The organism is Lysinibacillus sphaericus (genome assembly GCF_001629735.1).
In the GTDB taxonomy this organism is placed as follows: Bacteria; Bacillota; Bacilli; order Bacillales_A; family Planococcaceae; genus Lysinibacillus; species Lysinibacillus pinottii.
Genome location: NZ_CP015224.1, coordinates 4,207,048 through 4,232,220, shown reverse-complemented (window position 1 = coordinate 4,232,220; position 25,173 = coordinate 4,207,048). Strand labels below are relative to the sequence as shown.

The window sequence follows — 25,173 nt, the reverse complement described above, 5'->3', positions numbered from 1 at the left end:
TTATAAAGGTGGTCATTAAAATGAAACTAAAAGATAAAGTAGCAATCGTCACAGGTGGCGCTAGTGGTATCGGTGAAGCAACAGTTCGCCTCTTTGCCCAAGAAGGTGCTCAAGTAGTCATTGCCGATTTTTCAGAACGCGGACAAAACATCTCCGAACAATTGAATAACGATGGTTATGATACGCTCTTCGTAAAAACGGATGTAACAAGCGAAGATGATATTAAAAACATGATTAATGAAACCGTTCTTAAATATGGAAAACTTGATATTATGTATGCCAATGCAGGTGTAGCTGACGATGCATTCGCTCACGAGTTATCATTTGAAAAATGGAAAAGAACAATTGATATAAATTTATCAGGTGTATTTCTTTCTGATAAATATGCCATTGAGCAGTTCCTTGCGCAAGGAACTGGTGGGGTCATAGTTAATGCTGGCTCTATCCATAGTTTTGTTTCCTTACCAAATCCAACAGCCTATTCATCTGCAAAAGGTGGTGTAAAACTATTAACACAAAACCTATGCACAGCTTATGCAAAACAAGGTATTCGCGTAAATGCTGTATGTCCTGGCTATATCGATACACCTCTATTGGCTGAAGTAGACGCTCAAAAGAAAGAATATTTAGCTTCCCTTCATCCACAAGGTCGTCTTGGTAAACCAGAAGAGATTGCCAAAGCTGTTTTATTCTTAGCAAGCGATGATGCAAGCTTTGTTAATGGTACAACACTCCTTGTTGATGGCGGCTATACTGCTCACTAATAAAAAACTAAGGGTCTGAATTCGGCATCGTTCCGAAATCAGACCCTTTTTATTTGATTAAAATTCTCCCAGAGCCAATCCGTCTAGATCATAACCTGAAGCAGTAAGCTTTAAAAGCAGTCGTATTTTATGGTAAAACAATATAAGATTATTTAATGGCACTCCACATGCAGGTATTTTTTCGATAATATAAATATTAATATATTTTAAAGCTAAAAGAGTTGCTATTGGATGAAATGCTTTGTACTTTTATTACATCAGTTATTATGAGGTTGAGGGGTGTTTTATAATGAGTTTAAATGATTGGTTAAATGAAAAAGTTCCAGAAATCACAAGTTCATTATGTGATATTAATCGACAGTATGTGGATATTGAAAATTCAATTGGCTTTGTTGGGCGCAATAAAATTTATAAAATCTTAGATAATTTTCATGAAGTGCTGTTTCCGGGTATCCATACTGCTCCACCGATCGATACTAGACGCGTTAATATAGTAAGTAGTAATAAACTACGTGAAACGGCATTGGATTTACGGGATATTATCGAAAAAGTATTAATTTACAATTTGGAATACAACAGCAATCTTGAAAACTGTACTTGTCAAGAGGATGCAGATCGCATTGTGATGGATTTAATTTCGCAATTTCCAAAAATCCGTAAAACCTTGCAAACGGATATTCAGGCAGCGTACAACGGAGATCCTGCTGCCCTTTCCACAGAAGAAATTTTATTAAGTTATCCTTCGATTGTTGCGGTATATATTCACCGTATTGCACATGAGTTATATGAAGTGGGCGTACCAATTGTCCCACGTATTATGTCTGAGTATGCACATAGTTTAACAGGAATCGATATTCACCCAGGCGCGACAATTGGTGAATCCTTCTTTATCGATCACGGCACAGGTGTCGTAATCGGTGAGACATGTATCATCGGCAATAATGTCAAAATATATCAAAGTGTCACGTTAGGGGCATTAAGCTTCCCTCTTGATGAAAATGGCAATCCAATTAAAGGGATTAAACGTCATCCGAATATTGAAGATAATGTCGTTATTTATGCGGGTGCAACCATTTTAGGTGGCGAAACGACCATTGGTCACGATTCAGTGCTAGGCAGTAACATTTGGCTTATGAATTCAATACCACCCTATTCCCGTGTGTACAACTCACCACCAACACCTAATATCAGTAGTAGTAAATCGAAAAATGTTTAATACTGACACGCTTTAATTAGACGGCAAAATTGACCTTCCATTATAGACACACCTACTGAAAGACACTGCAAAGGATTTTCTACAGTGTCTTTCATTTTTTCCTACACGTACCCTTCCATTTCATAGCTTAATACAATGAAATACAACCAATAGCCTTGCTATAAAAATGTTGCAGTTTTCCCCATTAGAGCTTATTTATTTATGAACCCATGCTAATACTTTCTAGTTTTGATATGCTATACTATTTCTATTATCGAAATATATTAGAAAGAGGGATGCTAGATGACAAATTTACAGCAAATTGATGCTTATTTTGCTGAACATCGTGAGGCTCATTTAAACGAATTGAAAGAGTTTTTACAAATTCCAAGTATTAGTTCTTTATCTGAGCATAAGGAAGATATCCAACATGCAGCACAATGGCTCGCTAATGCATTTGAAAAATTAAATCTTGAGAATATCTCTATTACTCAAACTGCAGGTCATCCAGTTGTCTATGCTGATTGGTTACATGCGGAAGGCAAACCCACTATATTGTTTTATGGTCATTATGATGTACAACCTGTTGATCCTTTAAATTTATGGGAGAGCGAACCTTTCAATCCTACCATTCGCGACAATAAATTATTCGCTCGTGGTGCCAGTGATGATAAAGGGCAAGTATTTATGCACTTAAAAATGATTGAAGCTTTATTTGCAACAACAGGAACTTTACCCGTGAACGTTAAATTTATTTATGAAGGTGAAGAAGAAATTGGTAGTCCACATTTACCTTCCTTTGTTGAAGAATATAAGGAAAAATTAGCGTCGGATCTAATTTTAATTTCTGATACTGGCCTTTATGGTCCTGGTAAACCTGCAGTATGCTATGGCTTACGTGGTTTAGCAGGTATTCAAATTGATGTGCGTGGAGCTAAAGGAGATTTACACTCAGGTCTCTATGGTGGAGGCGTGCAAAATGCCATCCATGCATTAGCTGAAATATTAGCATCCTTCCGTGATGAGCATGGCACAATCCAGGTGGAGGGTTTCTACGACAATGTATTACCTTTAACAGAAGAAGAACGTGAAGCTTATCGCGCGCTTGGTTTTGATGAAGAGTCAGTTAAACAAGAGGTCGGTGTTAAAGAACTATTTGGTGAACAAGGGTTTACCTACCTAGAACGTACTTGGGCTCGTCCAACATTAGAGGTTAATGGGGTCTTTGGTGGTTTCTCTGGAGAAGGCATCAAAACGGTATTACCTGCTGAAGCAGGCGCTAAAATCACATGTCGTCTCGTCCCAAATCAAGAGCCTGATGAAATCGTGGCCCTATTAAAAGCCCACGTTGAAAAGCATAAGCCCGCTGGAGTAGAAATTAACATTTCGGAATTTGATAAAGGCCCTGCATTCTTAACACCATTTGATCATCCTTTCATTCAAGCAGCTGGACGTTCTTATGAAAAAGTTTATAATGTGCCTACTGCTTACACTCGTGGTGGTGGATCTATCCCTATCGTTGCTGCATTTGATGAAATTTTAGAAATCCCTGTAGTATTAATGGGCTTCGGTTTATCTAGTGAAAACTTCCATGCTCCTAATGAGCATTTCCATTTAGAAAACTTTGATAAAGGTTTACGCGTTTTAAGTGATTATTTATATGAAGTTTCGGAATTAAAAAAATAATTTTTTTTGATTCCATAACAAATCCCCTCAACTACTTCAGTGAGGGGATTTTCTTTGGTGCTTTATGCAATTACTGGCCAAAAACTGTAACAATTTCAGCTGATTTTTTCCGTTCTTTTCCTTTTGGCACTTCATCAAAATAACCCACTTGTAGCATCGCAATAACACGTTCACCCGGCTGTACCTTTAAGGCTTCGCGGAACTTTGGATTATCTAAAAAGCCTGGTGTTTTCCAGCAAGAGCCTATCCCTCTATCCCATGCTAACAGTTGCATATTTTGAATAAAGATACTCGCTGCACCATAATCCTCTAAACGCTCTTTTTGACGAGCATCCTCAGGTACGATAACAAAGGCATAGCCACCAGGTAACGTAAATTTCAACATCTGCTTTGCCAAGTCTTCACTTAGAAGCTCTTGCCATTTCGGAATCGTCAGGTCGCGTAATAAATGTTGTAGGTCTTCTAATTCCTTCCCACAGGCTACCACTAAGCGCCAAGGCTCACGGTTACCGTGGTTGGGTGCCCAAACTGCATCGTCGATAATGGCCAATAAATCGTCCCGATCTACAGGTTGACCATTAAATTTTTTAATGGAACGACGTTGAATAATTGCATCTCTAACCGATAAAAATTGTTCGCTCATATATCCATTCTCCTTCTACCACAAGACAACCTTTTAAGTTTATCTCTTCTACCCTCACATTATCATAAAATGATATGCTTTAAAACTACCTCATCCTAAGCAAAGCTATCCTCTATATGATAGAAAAAGTAAGTCATGCTTGGTGTATAGGCTGTGGAGTCCTCATAAAAATACGGTCGATTAATACTATCTGAAGTATGGGCATTTACATAAGGAATCCCGTTTTGAATACTAGTAACAATAACAGAGTGATCGATTCTCCCATTTCCTTGAAAATCATAAAAAATAACATCACCCAACTCCAGCTCTTCAGCGGTTTGAACACGTGTACCCTTCAACCCTATCGTTGAGCCTTCTAAATACCACCTTAAAGAGTGTGCAACAGACCAGCTAAAGCTCCAATTTCCTTGTTGAATCCACCAGCCCTTCTCTCTACTTGGTGCCCCTCGCATTGGTGCCCCACCTGCTAATAAACATTGTGATATATAGTTGGTACAGTCTACATCAAAGTTAGGAAAAGCTGGATTACGTCTATTCCACCACAAATTGGCATACTGTACAGCAGCTTGCCTATTATACATCTTTGCCATACACCCCCTCCTTATGCCATCATATGTCTCTTCAAGTATTTCTATTAGTTAGGTCCTTACTCATATTATTGTCGAAAATAGGTATAATCAGTATGTTCCTTTCCATTTTTAAGATCATTTTTGCTACAATAAGATTAAAAGAAATGTATGATTTTATTTTAGGACCAGAAGGGATGTTAAATGTGAAGCAGCATGCTGAGAAAGAAATTTTACAGCCTACTCTTTTATGCGATAAAAAGGGTAATTTAAATCCAGCAGCCATCGGATTTGCACGTAAACCATTTATCAATAGCAATTTAAGCGGCCATCTCATGCGCAAAAAGAAATGGAACTATTGGTGTGTCTACGGTGATGAAATCTTATTTTCCGCTACGATTAGTCATCTAGATTATGCAGCAGTCTGCTTCGTCTATTTCCTTGAATATGAAACGCAGCGCTATTTCGAAAAAACGATTACCATTCCCTTCGGTGGTAAATTAAAAATGCCTACACAGGTTTTAGAATCTGTATCGTTTAAAAATAGCGAAATGATGATTGATATACTATATGTACAAAATGAAACGCACCTATCCGTTTCTATTCCAAATTTTGATGGAGATATTTTACGTGCAAAGCTTATCATTCAACATCCCGCTACAGACGAAACCTTAAATGTTGTCATCCCTTGGAATCGTAAAACATTTCAATTTACAGGAAAGCATCATACACTCCCTACTTCAGGTGTTGTCACAATTGGTACTCGTCGTTATAATTTTTCGGCAGAAGAAAATTTTGCTGTCTTAGATTACGGTCGAGGTGTATGGCCGCGTGAAGCGGTATGGAATTGGGGAATGGCCTCTCAACGGGTCCGTGGAAGAAGGATTGGACTTAATTTAGGAGGCAAATGGACAGATGGAACAGGTATGACTGAAAATGCTGTTTTTGTTGATGGTAAAATGACAAAAATACATGAGGATTTATTGTTTGATTATGATTCAGAAGATTACATGCAGCGCTGGAAAGTTAAAACCAAATTCTCTCATCAAGTGTCACTAACCTTCTCTCCGTTTTTTGAACGTGTAGCCTATACAAATGCAAAGCTAGTAAAATCAGAAGTACATCAATTATTTGGTTATTATGACGGTTCCATTTTGCTCGACAATGGTGAAACATTAGTTATTCGACAAATGCTTGGATGCATTGAGGAACACCAAGCAAAATGGTAATACGAACCTTATAGAAGACGCCGCGTTCCGTGGGCTATACTTACATAAACATTCCACGGAATTCGAGCGCCTCTCCTCACATTGTTTTAAGTAAGGGCTTTTAATATTTTCTCTGGATCATCAGTAAATATCGCTTGTATTCCTAGTTGCTGTAAGTATCGAGCATCCTGCTCCTCGTTGACTGTATAAACACGTACAGATGCCCCTTCAGCGAGCGCTAGTTTTACTGATTTACGATACGCTGTAGGCAAACTAACATGGATGCCTTTAGCAGGAATGAGCGCAACGTAAGTCGAAAAATCCACTAAAACTTCTGCAAACAATGCAGCAATTTCAATATATGGTGCAATTTGAGCGACTGTTTGCAACGATTCATGATTAAAAGAAGAGATAATAACCCTCTCAGTCATTTGTTGGGCTGCTACTTCCTTTAGTACTAATGTCTCGATTCCTTCATAGGCAAACACATCTGTTTTTAGCTCAATGTTAATACGATGATTGGTACCTACAAATTGTTCTAGTACCTCCCCTAAGGTCGGAATCACTTCTCCACTATAATCCAATGAGTACCATGAGCCAAAATCAAATGTACGTAATTGCTGTAACGTAAAATCTTTTACATAGCCTGAACCATTGGAGGTACGGTTAATGGTTTCATCATGAATAACAACGACCTCTTTATCTGCTGTTAAATGAACATCTAGCTCAATCCCTGCTATAGGAAGCTTAGATGCTGCTTGAAATGCAGCAATTGTATTTTCCGGGTAGCTTGCAGAAACACCTCTGTGTGCAAAAATATCCAAAATATTAAACCTCCTCTTTTAGTAATATTCCTTTAAAACCCCAACGTAATAGTAACATATTCAGCTTTTAAGCTTTCACTTGATGGTAAATATTATATATAGTAGTATGATAATCTACTTTGAAATTGTAAGTACCTAGGAGGTGCTAAAAAATGACTGTAAAACATCCAGATTTTCAGACAGAAGTAGAGCGATTAGCGTATACCCAAAGTTATATGCAACAAATTTTAAATGAGTCACAAAGAGATTTAAAATCCGCTCAAGAAAATATTCGGAAGTCGATGGCAGATCTTGATTACTTAGATTCTAGTTTGAGTTATTTAAACATCTTAACCAATGCCCGATTCTTTGAAATGGCCCGTAATCAAAAGGAAGGGCTAGAAGCCGTTCAAAAGAAGCCTTATTTTGCCAGAATCCATTTTCAAAAGACAGGTGACCCTGAAGAACTTCTTTACATTGGAAAAACCTCGTTATTTCATCGTGAAACACATGAGCCGATTATTGTCGATTGGCGCTCACCAGTAGCGAATGTCTATTATGATGGCCGCCTTGGTGATATGGAGTACGATGTCCGTGGAGAAATTCATAAAGGGCATCTATTTGCTAAGCGACAATATAAAATTGAAAATGGCGATTTGCTCGATATACGTGATATTGATTTAACTACGAACGATGAACTGTTACAAGAAGCATTGGCTGGTAAAGCTGATGTTCGTCTAACCGAAATTGTCTCGACAATCCAAAAAGAGCAGAATGAAATTATTCGCGCACATCTTCGTCAACCAATAATTGTGCAGGGAGCAGCAGGCAGTGGAAAAACTACCATTGCCCTACACCGAATATCCTATTTCCTCTACACAATGGGTGAGCATTTTAATCCTGAGCAGCTCATGATTTTAGCACCGAATAAGTTATTTATTGATTATATTGGAGATGTCTTACCAGAACTAGGCGTCGATAAAATATGCCAAACTACTTTTACCGATTACGTTCTATCCGCCACTAAACTAAAATTAAAACTTCAAAATCCAAATGAACAATTAGAATCGCTTGTGGCAGGAGGAAATTCTCAGCCAACTGCTTGGATAGCTGAAATGAAAGGCTCTCTTTATTATCGCGATGTTATCGAACGCTATATCCAAAAACTAGAGCAAGATATTGCAGAGCAATTTGAAGATGTTTACATTGAAAGATACTGTATCATGCGGGCTTCTCACCTTAAGAAGCTATTTTTATATGAATTTTCTTATATGCCAATCGAAAAACGACTAGCACATATTAAAAAGGTGTTAGCTAGCCATGTTCGTCAGAAAAAGCAGTCTGTCTTAGCTACACTCCATAAAAAATATGATGAAGCACTAGGCAAGGCCTTAAATGGAATTCGAGATGATGAAAAACGGCGACGTGTTGTAACAAAGTTTATCGATGAACGAGATGAGCGAATTCCTGCCATTGAAAAAGAAGCCAAATCAACGGCAGCTGCATATATGCGTCGCTTTTCGAAACACAACATTAAAACTCTCTATCGTTCACTGCTCACCAACGCTGAACTTTTAGCGGAGTTGGCACCTGAATGGCATTATCTCGAACAACAGCAATTTTTACAATCACATCGCAAGGAACAATGGGCACTTGAAGATTTAGCTGCACTTTATTATTTACAGGCACGCTTAAAAGGCATCCCAGATGAATGGAAGATGCGCGTTGTCTTTATCGATGAAGTACAAGACTATAGTCTTTTTCAGCTCGCTGCTTTAAAAACAGGTTTGGATACTGATATGTTTACAATGGTTGGTGATTTAGCTCAAGGAATTCATAGCTATCGCTCATTAACTGCTTGGGAGCCTGTCCAAGGTTTATTCCCACGAGCAAGCTTTCGAACTTTGCAAAAAAGCTATCGTACAACCATTGAAATTATGGAAGTCGCTAATGAAATTTTAGCGCAAATGGATGAACAACTTCCGTTGGTGGAGCCAGTTGTTCGTCATGGCAATGTGCCTAGTTTTATTCAAGCGGAACAGTTCGACGCCTTAAAAATTAAAGAAATTTTTGACACGATTCGTCAACATGGACATCGGTCCATTGCTTTAATATGCAAAACGACTGTTGAAGCAATAATGATGCAAAACGATTTAACAGCTCACCAATTACCTGCACAGCTCCTAACTGAAAATGATTCCATTAATCAGGAAATGTTACTCGTTGTTCCAAGCCATTTAGCGAAAGGACTTGAATTTGATGCCGTTATTGTAGCTGCGTTTCATACGCCCTTTTACGACACGCCCATTGACCGAAAGCTACTCTATGTAGCACTCACACGGGCCATGCATGAGCTTTACCTAATAGGTCCCTCCAAAAATACATTCTTATTAGAAAATTAAAAAGTCGCTATAAGGCGACTTTTTTCATACCTCATTAATTTCTCGGTGGTAATCGATAGAACTTTCCTTTCGATAGATAGGCCTTAACCACTTTCCACCACGAACTTGGTGCTTCCTTCGGAGGAGACTTCTTTTTAGGCAATGCCGGCATGCGCATAATCACGACTCCTTTCATAAGGCTTATTAATACTATATGAAGATAGTACGCAATTATGCTAAAAAGGGCGATGAGTTCCTATCACTCCTCGCCCTTTTTATTATTGCTTTACATAATAATCAATTTGCTGGGCTTTCATAAAACCAGCCTTTTCATAAACAGATATTGCTTTTTTATTGTCTACTTCAACATCTAACATCACAAAAGTTGCGCCCGTTTTACTCGCATAATCCTTCGTAAAGGATAGTAAAGCCGTCCCAATACCTTGTCCTTCACAATTTGGGTGGACGGCAAGGGCTGTCACCCATTGTATTTCATTTTCCTGAGCTGTCGTCACCGTTCCAACAACTTCACCATCTCGGTAAGCTACCCATAGCTTTCTTCCATTAGTGGACGTATTGAAGGCAATGAGCTCTGTTGATTCTTCTGGTAAATCTCCAAATGCTTTACTATAAATAGCAATTAGCTCAGCCTGTTCGCCATTATAGGGAAGAATACTAATATCGTTTTGTAATGCTACAGGTTCCGCTTTTGTTTCTAAGGTCGCTTCTGAGAAGCTGTAAACATAATTTTTATTTTCAATAAATGTGTGTCCATGTGGGGAACCGTCAATAACAACAGCTAACTGCCCCTCTGCCCCTCGTTCTTTTAGCCCAACTTGTATCCCTTCAACTAATGCAGTCCCAATCCCCTTTTGGCGATATGCAGGTGTCACCACTAGTGACCACTCATACGTATGGACCCCAATTAAATCTATGGCACTTGCAGCTCCAACTAACAAATCATGATCATCCTCATACGCCAATACCATAAAGCCCTTCGATTCAAAAGAGCTAGCCATTGGCACATTCATAATAGTTTCGTATACTCGATAATCATGAATTGTCGCTTCTTCACATAATAATTTTACTTCCTTTAATGTTTCTCCATCCAATGGGAAAGACACTGTCATCACTGAAATATTCATTGTTTACTCCGTTCCTGTATCAGACTATTGCCCTATTGTAGCAAGAATGAAAATAAGCTGGCAACTAAATATATGATCACCCTCTATTAATGAGAATTTTACTTTAATCAATCTAATAATAAAAGGATTTTTACTATAAAAGTTCACAAAAACAACTAAAATTTACTATGAATACTAGATTTATAATAACCTAACAAACTCTTACTATCATTATTACTCTTTTCATCTAGTTACTTTCAAACTATATACTATTCCCTACTTCTCTATATTAATTATACTATTTATTCAAATTAATTACATTTATTAATCCTACTAAAAAAGAGTAATTTCAAATGAAATTACTCTTTTAATAGTTGCTATTAGCTATTCTTCTAAATGATAAGAGGATGAATGCAGCATTTGCGCATATAAACCACCCGATTCAATCAGCTTTTGCTGTGGCCCAGCTTCCACTAGCTCACCTTTATGCATGACTAAAACCATGTCGGCATTATGCACTGTATTTAATCGGTGTGCAATAACAAAGCTTGTGCGTCCTTGCATTAATGTATCAAGTGCCTCTTGAATCGCCATTTCTGTTACTGTGTCGATACTGCTTGTCGCTTCATCTAACAATAAAATTTTAGGGTCCGCAATAAGTGCACGTGCAATTGATAGCAATTGTTTTTGGCCTTGGGAAATTTCTCGTCCATCTGCAGCAAGAATCGTATCGTATCCATCTTTGAGCTTCATAATAAAGTCATGTGCATTAGCACGCTTAGCGGCTTCCTCAATATCAGCATCACTTGCATTTAATTGGCCATATCGGATATTTTCACGAACAGTTGCTTCAAATAAAAATGGGTCCTGCAATACAAAAGCCATTTGGGAACGCAAGGATGGACGATCAATTTCCTGAACGTTAATGCCATCAAATAACACTTCGCCCTTTGACACTTCGTAGAACCTGGCAATAAGTTGAAGGATTGTCGTTTTCCCTGCTCCTGTAGCTCCTACAAGAGCTACCGTCTGTCCAGGCTCCACTTGAAAATCAACATTTTTTAATGTGTAAGATTCCTGGTCATGTGCATATTTAAAATACACTTGCTTAAATGCTACATGACCCAATAACTGGTGATCTTTCGCTGAGGTAGATTCTACTTCTGGTTGTTCGTCCAGTAACGCAAATACTCTTTCAGCACCAGCAATAGCTGATAACACTGTGTTAAATTGATTTGCTAAATCATTTAATGGACGTGTAAATTGGCGAGCATATTCAGTAAATATAACGATAACCCCTATTGACACATGCCCATATAAAGCAAGTACACCCCCTATTCCCGCAACAATAGTAAAGCTCATATTATTTAAGAAATTCATGACCTTTGGAATATAACCAGAATATGTCTGTGCCCAAAATCCCGTTCTTCTTAATCTCAAGCTTTTTTCCTGAAACTCTATCTTCATTCTTTCCTCTTGGGAAAAAGCTTTCACAATGCGCTGTCCAGATATGGTTTCTTCTATCATGCCGTTCAAGGCCCCAATAGCTGCTTGCTGCTCCTTAAATAAGGGAGCCGTTCTACGTGTAATCCACCGCATTGCCCAAAACATAAAGGGAATAATGGTCATGGTTAAAATGGTTAGCAACGGACTTAAGCTCAGCATAATAATAATGGTTCCTCCAAGCGTTAATACACTTGAAAACACCTGAATAAAAGAACTATTTAGCGTTGAACTGACCGCTTCGATATCATTCGTCATTCGGCTCATTAATTCGCCATGTTGACGTCGATCAAAGAACGCAATCGGCAGTCGTTGAAAATGACCAAATACACTTGTTCTTAGCCTGTAAATCGTTTGCTGAGCAATACCAATCATCCAATAATTTTGCAGGAACAGGGAGACGGCTAGCAGCATATAAATGCCCATTAATAAAACAATACCCTTGCCTAAGCCAGCTAGCTCTCCATGCATAACATAGTGATCAATCATTCGGCCAATCACATATGGGCCAACTAAAGCCAAAATTGAACTCGTCATGACTAGTAAAAGAACTACGACTAGAAGTGCTCGTTGCTCATCAACAATTTTCCATAACCGTAGCAATGTACTTTTCCAATCACTTGCTCGTGGCCCTTTCTTTTTCTTCACAGCCTGCTGAAGATCATCTTTAGTCAAGATCGGCTCATAGCCAAAAGGTTTTTGGAAAAATCCCATTATTCCTCCACCTCCTGTTGAGAGACTGCAATTTTTTTATAAAGCGTTGAGGATTGTAAAAGCTCTTCATGGGTTCCATATGCAACTACTTTTCCAGCATCAATAAGTAAAATACGGTCTGCACCTTTAGCTGTACGAATTTTTTGCGTGACCACCAGCATCGTAGCCTGTTCTTCGCTCAGTGCCTCCCAAAGCGCCTGTTCTGTTTTGACATCCAATGCACTTGTACTATCATCGAGCATTAATATATGCCCTTTTCTCAAGAGTGCTCTCGCAATGGATAGCCTTTGTTTTTGCCCTCCAGATAAGTTGACCCCCTTTTGCCCAACCTTAGTGTCATAACCATTTGGAAAATCCTCAACAGATGCATGTATTTGAGCTTGCATTGTAGCCTGTAGTACAGCATCCATTTCAGCATGCGTATCTCCCCAACGCACATTATCCGCAATACTGCCTGTAAATAACAAAGACTGCTGAGGGACATAACCTATAACTTCACGTAACTCTTGTAAATCCCACTGTTGAACATCCTGTCCCTCTACTAATATTCTTCCCTCAGTTACTTCATACAAACGAGGAATAAGTTGTAACAAAGTGGATTTACCAGCACCAGTCGCCCCCATTATCGCTAATTTTTCACCCGAATTAACTTGGAAATTAACATCTGATAGGACTGGCACCTCTCCTCCTGGATAAGTAAAACTAACATGTTCAAATGTTAACTCACCGTAGCGTATACCTTGACTGATTTCTTCTGAAAATGAAACTTCCTCCACCTCATTTTCTGTGGAAAGAACTTCTGCCATACGCTCAGCTGACGCCTTTGCACGCGCATAAAAGATTATAATAAAAGCGAACATTGAAAACGAGCCTGTCATACGCATCGCATAGTTGACAATCGCAACAATATCTCCAAGTGGTGTTGTCCCAGCTGCAACCTGTTTTGTACCAAACCATAAGACGGCGAGTAGACTCATATTCATAATGAATAAAAGAACTGGCATAATGTATTCCATTATGCGTAAAGCCTTTACAGTATCCAATTTCAAACGAGATGCAACCTCATCAAAGCGTGAAGCCTCATATGTCCCTCGTAAGTATGCCTTTACTAAACGTATAGCTTGTAAATTCTCCTGTAAAACCCTATTTAAACGGTCAACTCTTTTCTGCACTCTGCCAAAATAAGACACGCCCTTTGCGACCATAAAAATAAGGAAAATTAAAATGATAGGTGCACCTATGACTAAAAACAAGGCTAATTTTGCATTCACAATAAAAGCCATTACTATACTTCCTAGCACAGCAAGGGGTGCCCGAAGCATAATACGTAAGCTCATAAACAGCACCGTTTGTACCTGTGTAACATCATTGGTTAATCTCGTAATCAAGGATGCCGTAGAAAATTTTTGATAGGTTGCTAGTGTAAAGGATTGGATTTTATCAAACATGGCATTTCGTAGATCATAAGAAAAGCTTTGAGCAGTATGAGATGAAAAGTATGAATTAATGATACCCGCCATAAAGGCAACAAATGAAAGTCCAAGTAAAACAGCACCCCATTGCACAATCATTTCGTGATTTTGAGCCCTTATTCCATCATCAATGATTTTAGCCATAATAAGCGGCTGTACAAGCTCCACAAATAACTCTAACAACATTAAACATAAAGCAAAGATAGCAGTCCATTTATAAGGTCTTACATAGGAAAAAACTTCTTTCACATTCTTTCCCCCTTGTCCTAAGATAAAATTTCATAGCTAGTTAAAAATTCCTACACAATAGTATATTTATGCTTTCTCACCTGCGATTGAAAGCCATGTTACACATACAAGCATAACGAATACCCCTATTAATTGCCAAAATCCTAGAGAAGTACCGAAGACAATAACTGATATAATCATAGCCGTCAATGGTTCAATGCTAGAGAGGATACTCGTTTCCACAGCTGTTATATATTTCATACTACTTAAAAACAATATGAAAGCGACTGTTCCAAAAAATATTAAAGCAAACATCAACAGAAGCGTCTTAAAATTAGTAAAAACGGTCCATTGGTCGGACAGCCATACTCGGCTCACAATGCCTAATGTAAGACCACCTATTAGCATCCCCCAACCAACAACTAACAGGACATTCCACTCTCTCATTAAACGTGCAGGATATAATGTGTAAAAGGCAAAGGTTAAGCCTACTGCTACACCCCATAGCAATGCTTTTGGACTAATAAGCAAACTATTAAATGAAGCGTTCGTTAGTAGTAGAAATAACCCCATAAGGGTACCAATAATTCCTATTACTTGATATTTTGGTGGCCATTTCTTTAAACTAAGAGAGACATATGCCACAACAAATATTGGCGCTAGAAACTGTAGCAAGGTCGCTAGCACAGCATTACTTTCATGAATTGCTGCTACAAATGCAAATTGAACACCTAGCATACCTACAATACCAAAAACAATGAGCTGTCTACCCCATAGTTTGTGCTGCCAAATACCAAAAATGTTTTTTCCAGTTAACAATAAATATGTAAGTAGTATCATACCTGCAACCGATAAACGGATTGTTAACATAAAGGAAACTGTCAATGATGTATGGTTTAGTAACCACTCCATCAAGGGACCAGTCGCACCCCATAACATAGCACCTGAGACGATAAATAGTATTCCTTTTAAACGTTGCATACAAATCCTGCTTCCTATATACGTACTAAAAAATGTTATTTTTCTTCAAATCTTTTCTTGAATATCACTAGAAAAGTCCTAATTCTTTTCATTATCAAATATTTACAAATATATTCATAATGACTAATTCCATATAATTATCTATAATATTAGTATATATTGATTACCCAAGGAGATCGAAAACTCATGAGTCATATGCATAAATCATTTACGATTGATGAACATTATTTAAATTCACTTCCTTTTCCTGCAATAATTCTAAATCAAGATGGACAAGCCACTATCTGGGGAAAGAGCGCTGAACATCTGATTGGTTTATCAACTAACGATATTACAGGAAATACTACTCCATCTATACACGAAAATCTACTACGTCAGCTTCCAGTAGAAACTTTTCAAGCTATCCTACAAAACGAGGACAGCACGTTTATAGAGAAAATTCAAATTCACACCGCTTCAAAAACAGAAATGTCGACAGCACTACTTGCTAAACCTTATACAGAACAAGGAGAACGTTTGATTCTCATGGTTTTTATGCCGCCAGAATTAATGACTAATGCTGTCTCTCATTGCAGTACATTTGTAGACCTTAAACAAGGATTGGATGCTACATTTATGACTGTAACACTCGATCATGATGGTTTTATCTTAGAATGTAATAATGAGTTTCTAAAAACAAGTCAATGGACACCCAAGCGTGTTATCGGCAAAACTTTTTGGCAGCTGTTCCCAGATAATGATACTAGTGAAAAAGTGACAAATACTATCTGGCGTAATTTAAACAATGGTCACACATGGCAAGGTGAAGTTGAAAAAATCACAAAAGCGGGGCAATCCTATTGGGTATTACTAACGGCTATCCCAACTTTTAATCTAGAAACAGGTGAACAGCAATTTTTCTTAATTGAAAAGGATATTACTAAATCAAAAACTATCCAACACCAGCTTGAGAAAATAGCTTATATCGATACAGAAACTGGGCTCATGAATGCCCACCGACTTGAAAAGGTCATTAGCAATATGATTGAGGATGACAGACACTTTTCATTTGTCTATTTAAGTATTGATAAATTTTATACTTTAAAAGAACTGCACGACCAACAAATCGATCAAAGCTTAATTATTGAATTTACAAATCGTATAAAGATGTATTTCCAGGATAGCACGATGGCTCGTATCAATGAAAATGATTTTGTGGTTATCACTCCTTTAAGTGAATGGTTTATTCAAGGCTTTTTATCATACTTACAACAGCACCCTATTTATAGTGGTAATATCGCAGTACCCATCTCTATTAGTGGTGGTATCACAAGATATCCAGAGGATCAAACAACATTTTCGCAGCTTATGAAAGCGTCTATTGCTACTATTTCTACTGTGCGTGAAGCTGGTGGAGATAAAATTGTGTCACTATCAACAGCGACACATAAAGCTTTAAATCGTAAAGCATTAATTGAAAAACGATTATTACAAGCACTCGATCAAAAAAATCTAAAGGTTCTTTACCAGCCACAAATCGATGTTTATTCTGGGAAAATTACAGCTGTTGAGGCACTTGTACGTTGGGAAGATGAAGTGATTGGCGTGGTTTCACCAGATGAATTAATTCCTATCGCAGAAGAGACAGGACTAATTAATAATATCGGTTCCTTTATGCTAGAGAGAGCTTGTGAGCAGGCGTTAATTTGGAAAAAAGCTGGCCATGAATTAAAAGTATCCATCAACTCTTCTGTACGTGAGTTCCGTGATAAAAATATGGCTAAGTCCATTCTTGAAATGATAGCTAAAACAGGATGTCCAGCCAACCTTCTGCAAATTGAAATCACTGAAAAATTTGCTTTAGAGGCAGAAGCTGCAACATCTATTGCTCAGCAAATGCGCAAACTAGAAAACGAAGGCATATCTTTCATTTTAGATGATTTCGGTACGGGCTATGGATCATTTAGGTATATGCAAATTTTACCAATAGATACAGTGAAAATCGATCAAACATTTACGAATTCTCTGCTAAAATCCGAAAAGAGCCAAAAGCTTATGAACGGTATGGTACAGCTTGGTAAATCTATGGAACTTAAAGTTGTAGCTGAAGGTGTAGAAACAGCTGAACAGGCTGATTTATTAATTACTTATGGTTGTGATGCTATTCAAGGCTACTATATTAGTAAGCCTGTAACACCGGATGAAATCGAAGCATTGCTTATAAAAAAATGATATTATAAAAAGGAGGTTGCGTATCATAGCATATACGCAGCCTCCTATTATTTTTACCTTTTATAGACCTTTTGGAATTTCACTTTACTTGAACGGACCGAACGGAAAATGAGTTGAATAATTACTTCTGCAAAGACCAGCCCAATCACAATAGCCCCTGTTATTAAAAATGCCTTTAAACCATACTGTAAGCCTTGTAAATAATCATCCTCTACAACATTTCTCATGGCATTATAAGCCATGCCTCCTGGCACTAACGGAATAATTCCACCAACAATAAAAATAATCATCGGTATTTTAAAGCGCCGCGCATATAGATGAGCCACGATGGCAATGACGAATGAACCAAAGAAAGAGGCTTTAACAACATCCATTCCTTGCTCCGTTAAAATATAATAAATAATCCAGCCAATTACCCCAACGAGACCGCAATGAAGTAGCGTCTTCCTAGGTACATTAAAAATGATGGCAATTCCAGCCGTAGCAAAAAAACTAACAACTAATTGTATGATAATGTCCATTATGTGCATGCTAGTGGCCTCCTAAAATCCTAGGGTGACGGCAATAGCTGCCCCTATGGCAAAGGCAGTTAAAAAGGCTTCTGCTCCTTTTGCCATCCCTGACATAAAATGACCTGCCATTAAATCACGAACTGCATTCGTAATCAAAATTCCTGGTACGAGCGGCATAACAGAACTAATTATAATTTTATCTAGCTCGGTCCCGTAACCATACTTTACCGCAAAGAAGGCAACAAAGCCGAGAACGAGTGATGCTGTAAATTCAGAGAAAAATTTAACTTTAGTTAAATGATTCATTATTACAAGCACTAGGAAGCCTAACCCTCCTGCTACAACAGCGATAGGAAAATCGGACCACCCTCCCTTAAACATAATAAGGAAACAACCACTTGCAAAAGCGGCGGCAATAACTTGTAAATAGGTTGGTAAAAAATAATTTGTTTTTTGTATCGACTTTAGCTCGTCATAAGCTTCTTCTAATGTTATCATGTGAGATGTGAGTCTCCGAGATACTGAATTTACCAAGGCTATTTTTTGTAAATCTGTAACCCTACTGGAAATTGATGAAATTCTCGTTGGCTGTGTCTTGCCTAACGAAAAAATGATTCCAGTCGGTGTGGCATAACATTGAGCATTTGGCATATTTTGAGAATGTGCCATCCTCAGCATCGTATCCTCCACACGGTATGTTTCTGCACCACTTTCAATCATAATACGCCCTGCAAGCAACAAACAGTCAATCGTAAGTTCATTATCCGCTTCTTGTAAGACCATTACAGCTATCTGCCTCCTTCAAAAGGTTCCTTGCCAATAGTATCGAACTGCCATTAAAAACACAACTGAAAATTTCAGCAAAAAATTTGGCTTTTTTTAAAATTTAATTTTACTTATTGATCTTCGGTTGTTCTATTTTGGTAAGGGTTCTATATCCACTAATACAGTAGTATAACCACGTTCATCATACTACTTCAAGAAGGAAAAATGGCTAGCGTTAATTTCTATAAATTCACAATAAAAGTTTATAGATTTGTATAACTTTTTTCATGATTGGCACGTCTGATTGTATAGAAAATAAAAATGAGGGGAGCGTATCCAACACCATGCAGGAACGCAGAAAAAAACGCGGCCCAATAATAGATTTTTTATTACTTGGCCTCATTGTAGCTTTAACAACTATTATACTTGTTATTATCCTATCAAAGGATGAATTTAAGTTTCAAAAAATTAGTGCTTCAAAAGAAAGCAACACAGAATCGGTTAATAGTAATATATCAACGGAAAGTTCTGCGTTTCCAGGGATACGAATTGTAACAGACGTTTCTAATGATAAACGTACACCTTTTGCCATTCATTACCCACAAACAGATAACGAAGTTTTTAATGATGCCGTATTACAATACATAACGGATTCAAAAGAAAACTATCTAGCCTCTATGAAAAAAGATAAAGAAGTTATGGGTGAATTAAATATTAGTCTTGAAACATTTCCATATCGAGAGCATTACTATTCATTTGTGCTAACAAAAATGCTTTACGTAGGTGGAGCTAACCATGAGGTCACAACGAAAACATTCTTCATTAATAATGAAACTGGCGAGCAAATTACTATTCAAACATTATTACAAAATGACGAGAATAATTTATCTACGTTAGCCGCAAGTGTGCGAAAAGATTTACAGAAGAACCTTCAAATAAAGGATGAGCTTTTAAAAGATGAACTATTAAAAGCAACTGAGCCAAAATGGTCTAATTTCACTCGCTTTGCAATTGCAGACGATGCGTTACAATTCTATTTCGATGAATACGAGATTGCTAGCGGATCGGCAGGTGCCCCAATAGTGAAACTACCCCTCTCGCTCATTAACCCATTGTTAGCCTCTGAGTTTCAAATTGCTATGGAAAATGTAAAACCAACTAATCCACCACCGACTGGTGATCCAAATAAAAAAAGAATTGCGCTGACTTTTGATGATGGTCCACACCCAAAGGTGACGGAGCAAATATTAAACATTCTCGATAAATATCACGCAAAAGCAACCTTCTTTATGCTTGGTAGTCGTGTACAATATTATCCTGATATTGCAAGAGATGTACTTGCACGTGGCCATGAAATAGGAAATCATTCATGGAACCACCCAGTACTAACGAAGCTTACGCAAGAACAAGTGATGAAAGAATATAATACGACTACCGCTGAAATAGAGAAGGCCATTAATCACGGTGCCACGGTTTTCAGACCGCCGTATGGAGCGACTAATGACACAATTGACGCTGAGATTCCTGTTCCCGTCGTGCTTTGGACAATTGATACATTAGACTGGAAGCATCGTAATGCACAACAATTATTGCCAAATGTAAAAAATAATTTACACAACAATGCAATAGTACTAATGCATGATATCCATCAATCTACTGCAGATGGGCTTGATGCTGTCCTTGCCTATTTACAAGGTCAAGGCTATGAATTTGTAACGGTTTCTGAGATTTTGCCCTATCGTCAAAAGTAAAAAACTATATGCATTTTAAAGAAAGTCCAATGAATTCAAGTTGAATTCATTGGACTTTTTCTGTTATTTAAGGATTAATGTATCCAGAGGTTTAAAGTCTTTTAACTGATAGCTTTTCACTTCATTGCGCGCTACTGTATAAAGAGCGTCCTCTATATAAACAACTCTTTGTACAACCTGCTCCCAATTTTCATATGGCTCACCGTTTGTAGCACTCATAATATTTCCTTTTAGAACAATTCCTTTATTTGCTGTAATTTCATAAATTTGAGCACCCTGACCCTTATAAAGAATATTATCCCCTTTACCCGCTTCGTATTGGACAACTGGGAAGCCAAAGTAGTTGTATTCCTTATTTCGGAATAGCGCTTTTGGATTATATTGAACTTCAGAATAGGAACCCTTTCCGCCAATTTTCACGGTAGATTGTTCTTTCGGGTTTTTGAAGTCTGATACGTCAAACAATGACATTTTCATATTAGTTGTCACCGTAAAATTACGCTTCGTAAACGAATCATAGCGTTGCTCTGTATCATAGCCAATACCAATTAAATGTGTGTCATCTAATGGATGCAAGTAATTACTAAAGCCTGGAATCTTTAACTCTCCAAGGATTGCTGGTTTTTTCGGATTTGCTACATCAATGACAAACAATGGATCGACTTCCTTAAATGTCACCACATATGCCTTATTACCCATAAATCGAGCAGAATAAATTTTCTCCCCAGGTGCCATATCTTTCACTGTACCTAGTGTTTTTAACTGTTCATCCAAAATAAAGAGGTGGTTATAGGAGGTGCTTTTCTCATCCCATATATTTCCTTCTGTCGTAAAGATTCGTAAATTGCCCTTATACTCATCCATTGAATATTGATTTAATACAGTCCCCTTTACTTCAGTACTACCAGTGAAATTCAATGTTGTTCCATCTACATTCCATTTAAAAATTTGCGTGTCAGCTGCTCTTGGCATCCATATCATATCCATCGCGCGTTTTTCTAATGGAATAGCGTTATTCCCGTCATAAATGGGCGTCGTTAAATATAGCGCATTCTCTGACATATAAAGTCCACTACTGCCGCCCAAGTATCCTTTTGTATTAGCCGTTGTTGTAGCACCATTTTTTAAATCAACAGCTGTTATTAAACTATAGGTACCATCCATTGTATTAGGCAAAATTGATATTTTTTCTAAAGGTAAGCTTTTGAACACTTCTCCCGTCAAACTATCATATGTTTTTGGTTTTAGATCTGCTTTTTGCTCTTGTTGTAATACCCAATAGTTTGGATACATATTACCAATTAAATAGAGTGTGTCCTTGGTAATGCGGATATCCCGTAAATATCCTTCTTGCCCCACATCGCGTATATGTCTTGGGTTGTTTGGATTGGAAATATCATAAAATGAAGCTGTGACCATTCCTGTGCCTGCTTTTTCAATATATTGGTCCCCTATCGCTATTAATAAATTATCATATAGCGCAAGCTTTGAAATATATTGCGACTCCTTCAGCTTAATATTTGCAGCCTGTTTCAAATGCTGGGGGTCTTTAGCGTTAACAACTGTAATGCTTTGGTCTTTTGCAGTAAAAATAAAGCCATCTTTTACAACAACAATATCGCCCTCTTCTACACCTTCCACTTGATTATTAGTAGTAGACTCGTTACTGGTTGTTGCTTTGTCTTCGCTTTTAGCACTTGACATCTCCTCTTCTGCAATTCCACCTCTTGGGGCCTTTAGCAAGTTATTGAAATATTGTTCTAATTCTTTTTCTGATTGAACGGCAGTTAACGTCTCAATAATTGTAAATGGAATAACCTGTGCAGTTACATTCAGTCCTCCCTGTGCAAAGGCTTCTTTTTTTACATGTAATTGATAACTGCCTGGTACAAGTCCCTTTACAACTAATGTTTTTTGATCCTCTAACAATGCAATCGTTGCAGGGACTTTTTTCCCTTTTTCTGTCGTTACATACACATTGTCAGTAAGTTTATTCTTCTTTAAGCTTACAGAAAATGATGCTTGCCAACTTTGGGTAGCCATCCCCACACTAGCAGCCTTAGCAGTTACCTCTGTATTTACTGCCCATGTGAAAATACCAGGCACAATCGCTATAACAGCTATCAAAATGAATGCCAGCCATTTATTTTTCATTATTTTACCTCTCCTTCATATACTTGTTTATCCATTAGACTAGGAAAAAGACGGAAAGTTACATTGTTCTGAAATTTTTTTAAAGATGGATTACACCCTACACTAAAAAAACGAAAGGGAATAATTTCCCCCTCGTTTATTCTTCAAACGGCCATTTTGGTAGCATTTTGGCTAATTGCTTATCTTGGCGTCTGCCTAATACATAATCTGCTTGCATAATGGTATGAATTTCTCGCGTACCTTCATAAATAACAGGTGCTTTCGAATTCCGCAAATAGCGCGCAACTGGATATTCATCTGAATAGCCATATGCACCATGAATTTGTACCGCATCATCAGCAGCCTTATTGGCAAAATCACACGCCTGCCATTTCGCTAAGGATGTTTCTCTAGTATTACGAACACCTTTATTCTTCAATTCACCCACACGATAGACCAATAAACGGCTCATCTGGTAACCGGCATCCATATTAGCTAGCATTTGTCCAACAAGCTGATGCTCTCCTATAGGCTTACCGAAGGTCTCTCGTTCATGACAATATTTAACACTTGCCTCTAAACACGCTTGGATTAAGCCTACAGCTCCTGCAGCTACGGTGAAACGTCCATTGTCTAGGGCAGACATGGCTATTTTAAAGCCTTCTCCCTCTTCACCGAGTCGATTTTCTGCTGGTACACGTAAATCTTCAAAGAAAAGCTCACCTGTATTGCCAGCACGAATCCCATACTTCCCTTTAATGGCCTTTGATGTAAAGCCTGCCATTGAACGTTCTACAATGAATGCGCTAATACCATGATGTTTCTTCGACTTATCTGTATAAGCAAAAACGATAAAGTGATCCGCTATATCACATAAAGAAATCCATGTTTTTTGTCCATTAATGACATAATGGTCTCCATCACGGACAGCTGTAGTCGACATAGCTGCTACATCAGATCCAGCACCCGGTTCAGTAAGACCAAATGCACCGATTCTTACTCCTTTTGCCTGTGGAACAAGATAGCGCTGCTTTTGGTCTTCAGTACCCCATTGCATTAATGTCATGCTATTTAGGCCAATGTGAACGGATACCGCCGTTCGGAATGCTGTATCTCCCCGCTCCAGCTCCTCGCACACAATAGCAAGGGAGTTATAATCCATTCCACTTCCGCCATACTGCTCTGGCACACAAACCCCCATTAGCCCAAGCTCCGCAAGCCTCGACCAAATTTTAGCATCAAAGCCACCTTCGGCATCCCACTTTGCTATACAGGGTATAATTTCTTCATCAACAAACTGCCTTACCGTTTTTCGTAGCATTTCATGCTCAGTGGACATGTCAAAATTCATGTTCAGCACCTACCATTTCACAATCATAGCAGACTTATGAGACGTCTCTTTTATTACTACACCACGTTTGGCCATTTCTTCAATATACGTATCACCAGGCACTACAGATTCAGGTGGGAATACACCGTGCTCTTTAATAACACCCGCACCTATCATCTGAGCTACAACCGAAATAGTATTAGCTGTAGCACGAGCCATCGCTGTTTCATTGATGGTCATATCCTTACGTACAACCATTTCATATTCATATGTCACTTGCTGTTGCGCTTTTTCACCTGCCACAATGACACGTAATAGAACCGCATCTGGTTTGGTTCCCAGCTCCAGTTTCTTTTTAAGAGCCTCACGCACTACAGAACGAACAGGCACCTCTTGGTTATCAACCTCTACCTTATTCGCTGAATCAAGGAAGCCTAAATCTGCTAATAGCTTAAACTTCTCAGCATGCCCCTTATAACGAATTGTTTTATACTCCAATGTGCGGACATTTGGGAATGTTTTATATAATGTGGAGATGCCTCCAGATGTATAAAATGCCTCAAGCACACCAAAATCATCAAAATAAATAGGTTCAACACCTGAAAGGGAAGGGACTTCTTGTAATTTGCCCTTTTGAATCGTTTTTGAAGGCTCAGTATAATGATCAAAAACACCATCTAAAGAAAATACACGTGTATAATAGAGCGGAGGCTTTGGTTCAGTTGGAATGCCCCCCACAAATAGTTTGATAGACTCAACATCATCTAATTTAGAGGCACCATAGCCCGCTAGAATATTGATCATACCTGGAGCAACACCTAAGTCAGGGATAATTGTGACCCCTTTTGCTTTTGCTTGCTCATGAAGATCTAATATATTTTCGGTAACACCACCTATATGGCCACCTAAATCTACAGAGTGTACACCCGCTTCAATGGCTGCTCTTGCAACACGCTCATTGAAGGAATAAAATAATGCATTAATCACAACATCACCTTTAGAGATGACCTTCATTAACGAATCATCTTGCTCTGCATGAAGCTCTACAACTTCGACTCTATCAGTATTTAAAGTATCCACAAAATCCTGTGCCACTTTTACATCGATATCACCTAAAAATACATGTTCGACTTTATCATTCTTTATTAAATCACGAGCTACCTCTTTACCCATTAAACCTGCACCTAATACAACAACTTTCAT

The 25,173-nt window shown here is 38.1% G+C and carries 19 protein-coding genes; 7 read left to right on the top strand and 12 right to left on the bottom strand.

Features of this window, described 5'->3' with window-relative positions:
• The first annotated feature begins 20 nt into the window (after positions 1-20).
• The 3 genes from A2J09_RS20780 to A2J09_RS20770 all read left to right on the top strand — a co-directional run bounded on the left by A2J09_RS20780 (position 21) and on the right by A2J09_RS20770 (position 3,645).
• On the top strand, positions 21-764 hold the full coding sequence (locus tag A2J09_RS20780) for an SDR family NAD(P)-dependent oxidoreductase (protein WP_036160698.1): 744 nt from the start codon (positions 21-23) through the stop codon (positions 762-764).
• A 289-nt stretch (positions 765-1,053) separates the two neighbouring features.
• A complete protein-coding gene (gene epsC / locus A2J09_RS20775; RefSeq protein WP_012292641.1) occupies positions 1,054-1,980 on the top strand; it encodes a serine O-acetyltransferase EpsC in 927 nt (308 codons plus the stop codon).
• Positions 1,981-2,262: 282 nt separating this feature from the next.
• Positions 2,263-3,645, top strand: a complete 1,383-nt coding sequence (locus A2J09_RS20770; protein WP_012292640.1) for a dipeptidase — start codon at positions 2,263-2,265, stop codon at positions 3,643-3,645.
• A 70-nt stretch (positions 3,646-3,715) separates the two neighbouring features.
• Here the strand turns inward: A2J09_RS20770 and A2J09_RS20765 are convergent, their stop codons facing one another.
• Together A2J09_RS20765 and A2J09_RS20760 are read right to left on the bottom strand one after the other, a co-directional pair.
• A complete protein-coding gene (locus A2J09_RS20765; protein WP_012292639.1) occupies positions 3,716-4,288 on the bottom strand; it encodes a nitroreductase family protein in 573 nt (190 codons plus the stop codon).
• Between the two features lie 95 nt (positions 4,289-4,383).
• On the bottom strand, positions 4,384-4,878 hold the full coding sequence (locus A2J09_RS20760) for an amidase domain-containing protein (protein ID WP_012292638.1): 495 nt from the start codon (positions 4,876-4,878) through the stop codon (positions 4,384-4,386).
• Positions 4,879-5,060: 182 nt separating this feature from the next.
• On the opposite strand from A2J09_RS20760, the gene A2J09_RS20755 reads away from it, so the two are divergent.
• Positions 5,061-6,083 (top strand): DUF2804 domain-containing protein, encoded by a 1,023-nt coding sequence (locus A2J09_RS20755; RefSeq protein WP_031418389.1) that lies wholly within the window; start codon positions 5,061-5,063, stop codon positions 6,081-6,083.
• Between the two features lie 86 nt (positions 6,084-6,169).
• Here the strand turns inward: A2J09_RS20755 and A2J09_RS20750 are convergent, their stop codons facing one another.
• Positions 6,170-6,886 (bottom strand): glycerophosphodiester phosphodiesterase, encoded by a 717-nt coding sequence (locus A2J09_RS20750; RefSeq protein WP_012292636.1) that lies wholly within the window; start codon positions 6,884-6,886, stop codon positions 6,170-6,172.
• A gap of 152 nt (positions 6,887-7,038) precedes the next feature.
• On the opposite strand from A2J09_RS20750, the gene helD reads away from it, so the two are divergent.
• Positions 7,039-9,267 carry an RNA polymerase recycling motor HelD gene (gene helD / locus A2J09_RS20745; RefSeq protein ID WP_012292635.1) on the top strand — a complete coding sequence of 743 codons (2,229 nt, stop codon included), beginning with the start codon at positions 7,039-7,041 and terminating at the stop codon, positions 9,265-9,267.
• A 257-nt stretch (positions 9,268-9,524) separates the two neighbouring features.
• On the opposite strand, the gene A2J09_RS20740 is transcribed toward helD, so the two are convergent.
• The 4 genes from A2J09_RS20740 to A2J09_RS20725 form a co-directional block, all read right to left on the bottom strand.
• Entirely contained in the window at positions 9,525-10,391 is an 867-nt protein-coding gene (locus A2J09_RS20740) for a GNAT family N-acetyltransferase (protein WP_012292634.1), read from the bottom strand.
• Between the two features lie 363 nt (positions 10,392-10,754).
• On the bottom strand, positions 10,755-12,587 hold the full coding sequence (locus tag A2J09_RS20735) for an ABC transporter ATP-binding protein (protein ID WP_012292632.1): 1,833 nt from the start codon (positions 12,585-12,587) through the stop codon (positions 10,755-10,757).
• Positions 12,587-14,308 carry an ABC transporter ATP-binding protein gene (locus A2J09_RS20730; RefSeq protein ID WP_036160694.1) on the bottom strand — a complete coding sequence of 574 codons (1,722 nt, stop codon included), beginning with the start codon at positions 14,306-14,308 and terminating at the stop codon, positions 12,587-12,589. Before A2J09_RS20730 ends, A2J09_RS20735 begins: the two co-directional genes overlap by 1 nt.
• Positions 14,309-14,374: 66 nt before the next feature.
• Positions 14,375-15,268, bottom strand: a complete 894-nt coding sequence (locus A2J09_RS20725; RefSeq protein WP_012292630.1) for a DMT family transporter — start codon at positions 15,266-15,268, stop codon at positions 14,375-14,377.
• 186 nt (positions 15,269-15,454) lie between these two features.
• On the opposite strand from A2J09_RS20725, the gene A2J09_RS20720 reads away from it, so the two are divergent.
• A complete protein-coding gene (locus A2J09_RS20720; protein ID WP_012292629.1) occupies positions 15,455-17,479 on the top strand; it encodes an EAL domain-containing protein in 2,025 nt (674 codons plus the stop codon).
• Positions 17,480-17,532: 53 nt separating this feature from the next.
• Here A2J09_RS20720 and A2J09_RS20715 read toward each other — a convergent pair whose 3' ends face one another.
• The gene (locus A2J09_RS20715) at positions 17,533-18,009 is read right to left on the bottom strand and encodes a threonine/serine exporter family protein (protein WP_036160690.1); all 477 of its coding nucleotides are present in this window, start codon (positions 18,007-18,009) and stop codon (positions 17,533-17,535) included.
• Positions 18,010-18,021: 12 nt separating this feature from the next.
• The gene (locus A2J09_RS20710; protein WP_012292627.1) at positions 18,022-18,774 is read right to left on the bottom strand and encodes a threonine/serine exporter family protein; all 753 of its coding nucleotides are present in this window, start codon (positions 18,772-18,774) and stop codon (positions 18,022-18,024) included.
• A gap of 326 nt (positions 18,775-19,100) precedes the next feature.
• Here A2J09_RS20710 and A2J09_RS20705 point away from each other — a divergent pair, with 326 nt between their 5' ends.
• Positions 19,101-20,507 (top strand): polysaccharide deacetylase family protein, encoded by a 1,407-nt coding sequence (locus A2J09_RS20705; RefSeq protein WP_036160688.1) that lies wholly within the window; start codon positions 19,101-19,103, stop codon positions 20,505-20,507.
• Positions 20,508-20,570: 63 nt separating this feature from the next.
• Here A2J09_RS20705 and A2J09_RS20700 read toward each other — a convergent pair whose 3' ends face one another.
• The 3 genes from A2J09_RS20700 to A2J09_RS20690 all read right to left on the bottom strand — a co-directional run bounded on the left by A2J09_RS20700 (position 20,571) and on the right by A2J09_RS20690 (position 25,173).
• Positions 20,571-22,661: a beta-propeller domain-containing protein gene (locus A2J09_RS20700; RefSeq protein WP_012292625.1), complete on the bottom strand. Its 2,091-nt coding sequence runs from the start codon at positions 22,659-22,661 to the stop codon at positions 20,571-20,573.
• Between the two features lie 136 nt (positions 22,662-22,797).
• A complete protein-coding gene (locus A2J09_RS20695; RefSeq protein ID WP_036160686.1) occupies positions 22,798-23,991 on the bottom strand; it encodes an acyl-CoA dehydrogenase family protein in 1,194 nt (397 codons plus the stop codon).
• 9 nt (positions 23,992-24,000) lie between these two features.
• Entirely contained in the window at positions 24,001-25,173 is a 1,173-nt protein-coding gene (locus A2J09_RS20690; protein ID WP_012292623.1) for a saccharopine dehydrogenase family protein, read from the bottom strand.

Bases quoted from the DNA above. Each gene is read 5' to 3' on its own strand.
- A2J09_RS20725 (WP_012292630.1), bottom strand. From the start codon at position 15,268: ATGCAACGTTTAAAAGGAATACTATTTATCGTCTCAGGTGCTATGTTA.
- epsC (WP_012292641.1), top strand. From the start codon at position 1,054: ATGAGTTTAAATGATTGGTTAAATGAAAAAGTTCCAGAAATCACAAGT.
- A2J09_RS20695 (WP_036160686.1), bottom strand. From the start codon at position 23,991: ATGAATTTTGACATGTCCACTGAGCATGAAATGCTACGAAAAACGGTA.
- A2J09_RS20710 (WP_012292627.1), bottom strand. From the start codon at position 18,774: ATGGTCTTACAAGAAGCGGATAATGAACTTACGATTGACTGTTTGTTG.
- A2J09_RS20690 (WP_012292623.1), bottom strand. From the start codon at position 25,173: ATGAAAGTTGTTGTATTAGGTGCAGGTTTAATGGGTAAAGAGGTAGCT.
- A2J09_RS20740 (WP_012292634.1), bottom strand. From the start codon at position 10,391: ATGAATATTTCAGTGATGACAGTGTCTTTCCCATTGGATGGAGAAACA.
- A2J09_RS20780 (WP_036160698.1), top strand. From the start codon at position 21: ATGAAACTAAAAGATAAAGTAGCAATCGTCACAGGTGGCGCTAGTGGT.
- A2J09_RS20720 (WP_012292629.1), top strand. From the start codon at position 15,455: ATGAGTCATATGCATAAATCATTTACGATTGATGAACATTATTTAAAT.
- A2J09_RS20765 (WP_012292639.1), bottom strand. From the start codon at position 4,288: ATGAGCGAACAATTTTTATCGGTTAGAGATGCAATTATTCAACGTCGT.
- helD (WP_012292635.1), top strand. From the start codon at position 7,039: ATGACTGTAAAACATCCAGATTTTCAGACAGAAGTAGAGCGATTAGCG.
- A2J09_RS20760 (WP_012292638.1), bottom strand. From the start codon at position 4,878: ATGGCAAAGATGTATAATAGGCAAGCTGCTGTACAGTATGCCAATTTG.
- A2J09_RS20705 (WP_036160688.1), top strand. From the start codon at position 19,101: ATGCAGGAACGCAGAAAAAAACGCGGCCCAATAATAGATTTTTTATTA.
- A2J09_RS20715 (WP_036160690.1), bottom strand. From the start codon at position 18,009: ATGCACATAATGGACATTATCATACAATTAGTTGTTAGTTTTTTTGCT.
- A2J09_RS20770 (WP_012292640.1), top strand. From the start codon at position 2,263: ATGACAAATTTACAGCAAATTGATGCTTATTTTGCTGAACATCGTGAG.
- A2J09_RS20700 (WP_012292625.1), bottom strand. From the start codon at position 22,661: ATGAAAAATAAATGGCTGGCATTCATTTTGATAGCTGTTATAGCGATT.
- A2J09_RS20735 (WP_012292632.1), bottom strand. From the start codon at position 12,587: ATGGGATTTTTCCAAAAACCTTTTGGCTATGAGCCGATCTTGACTAAA.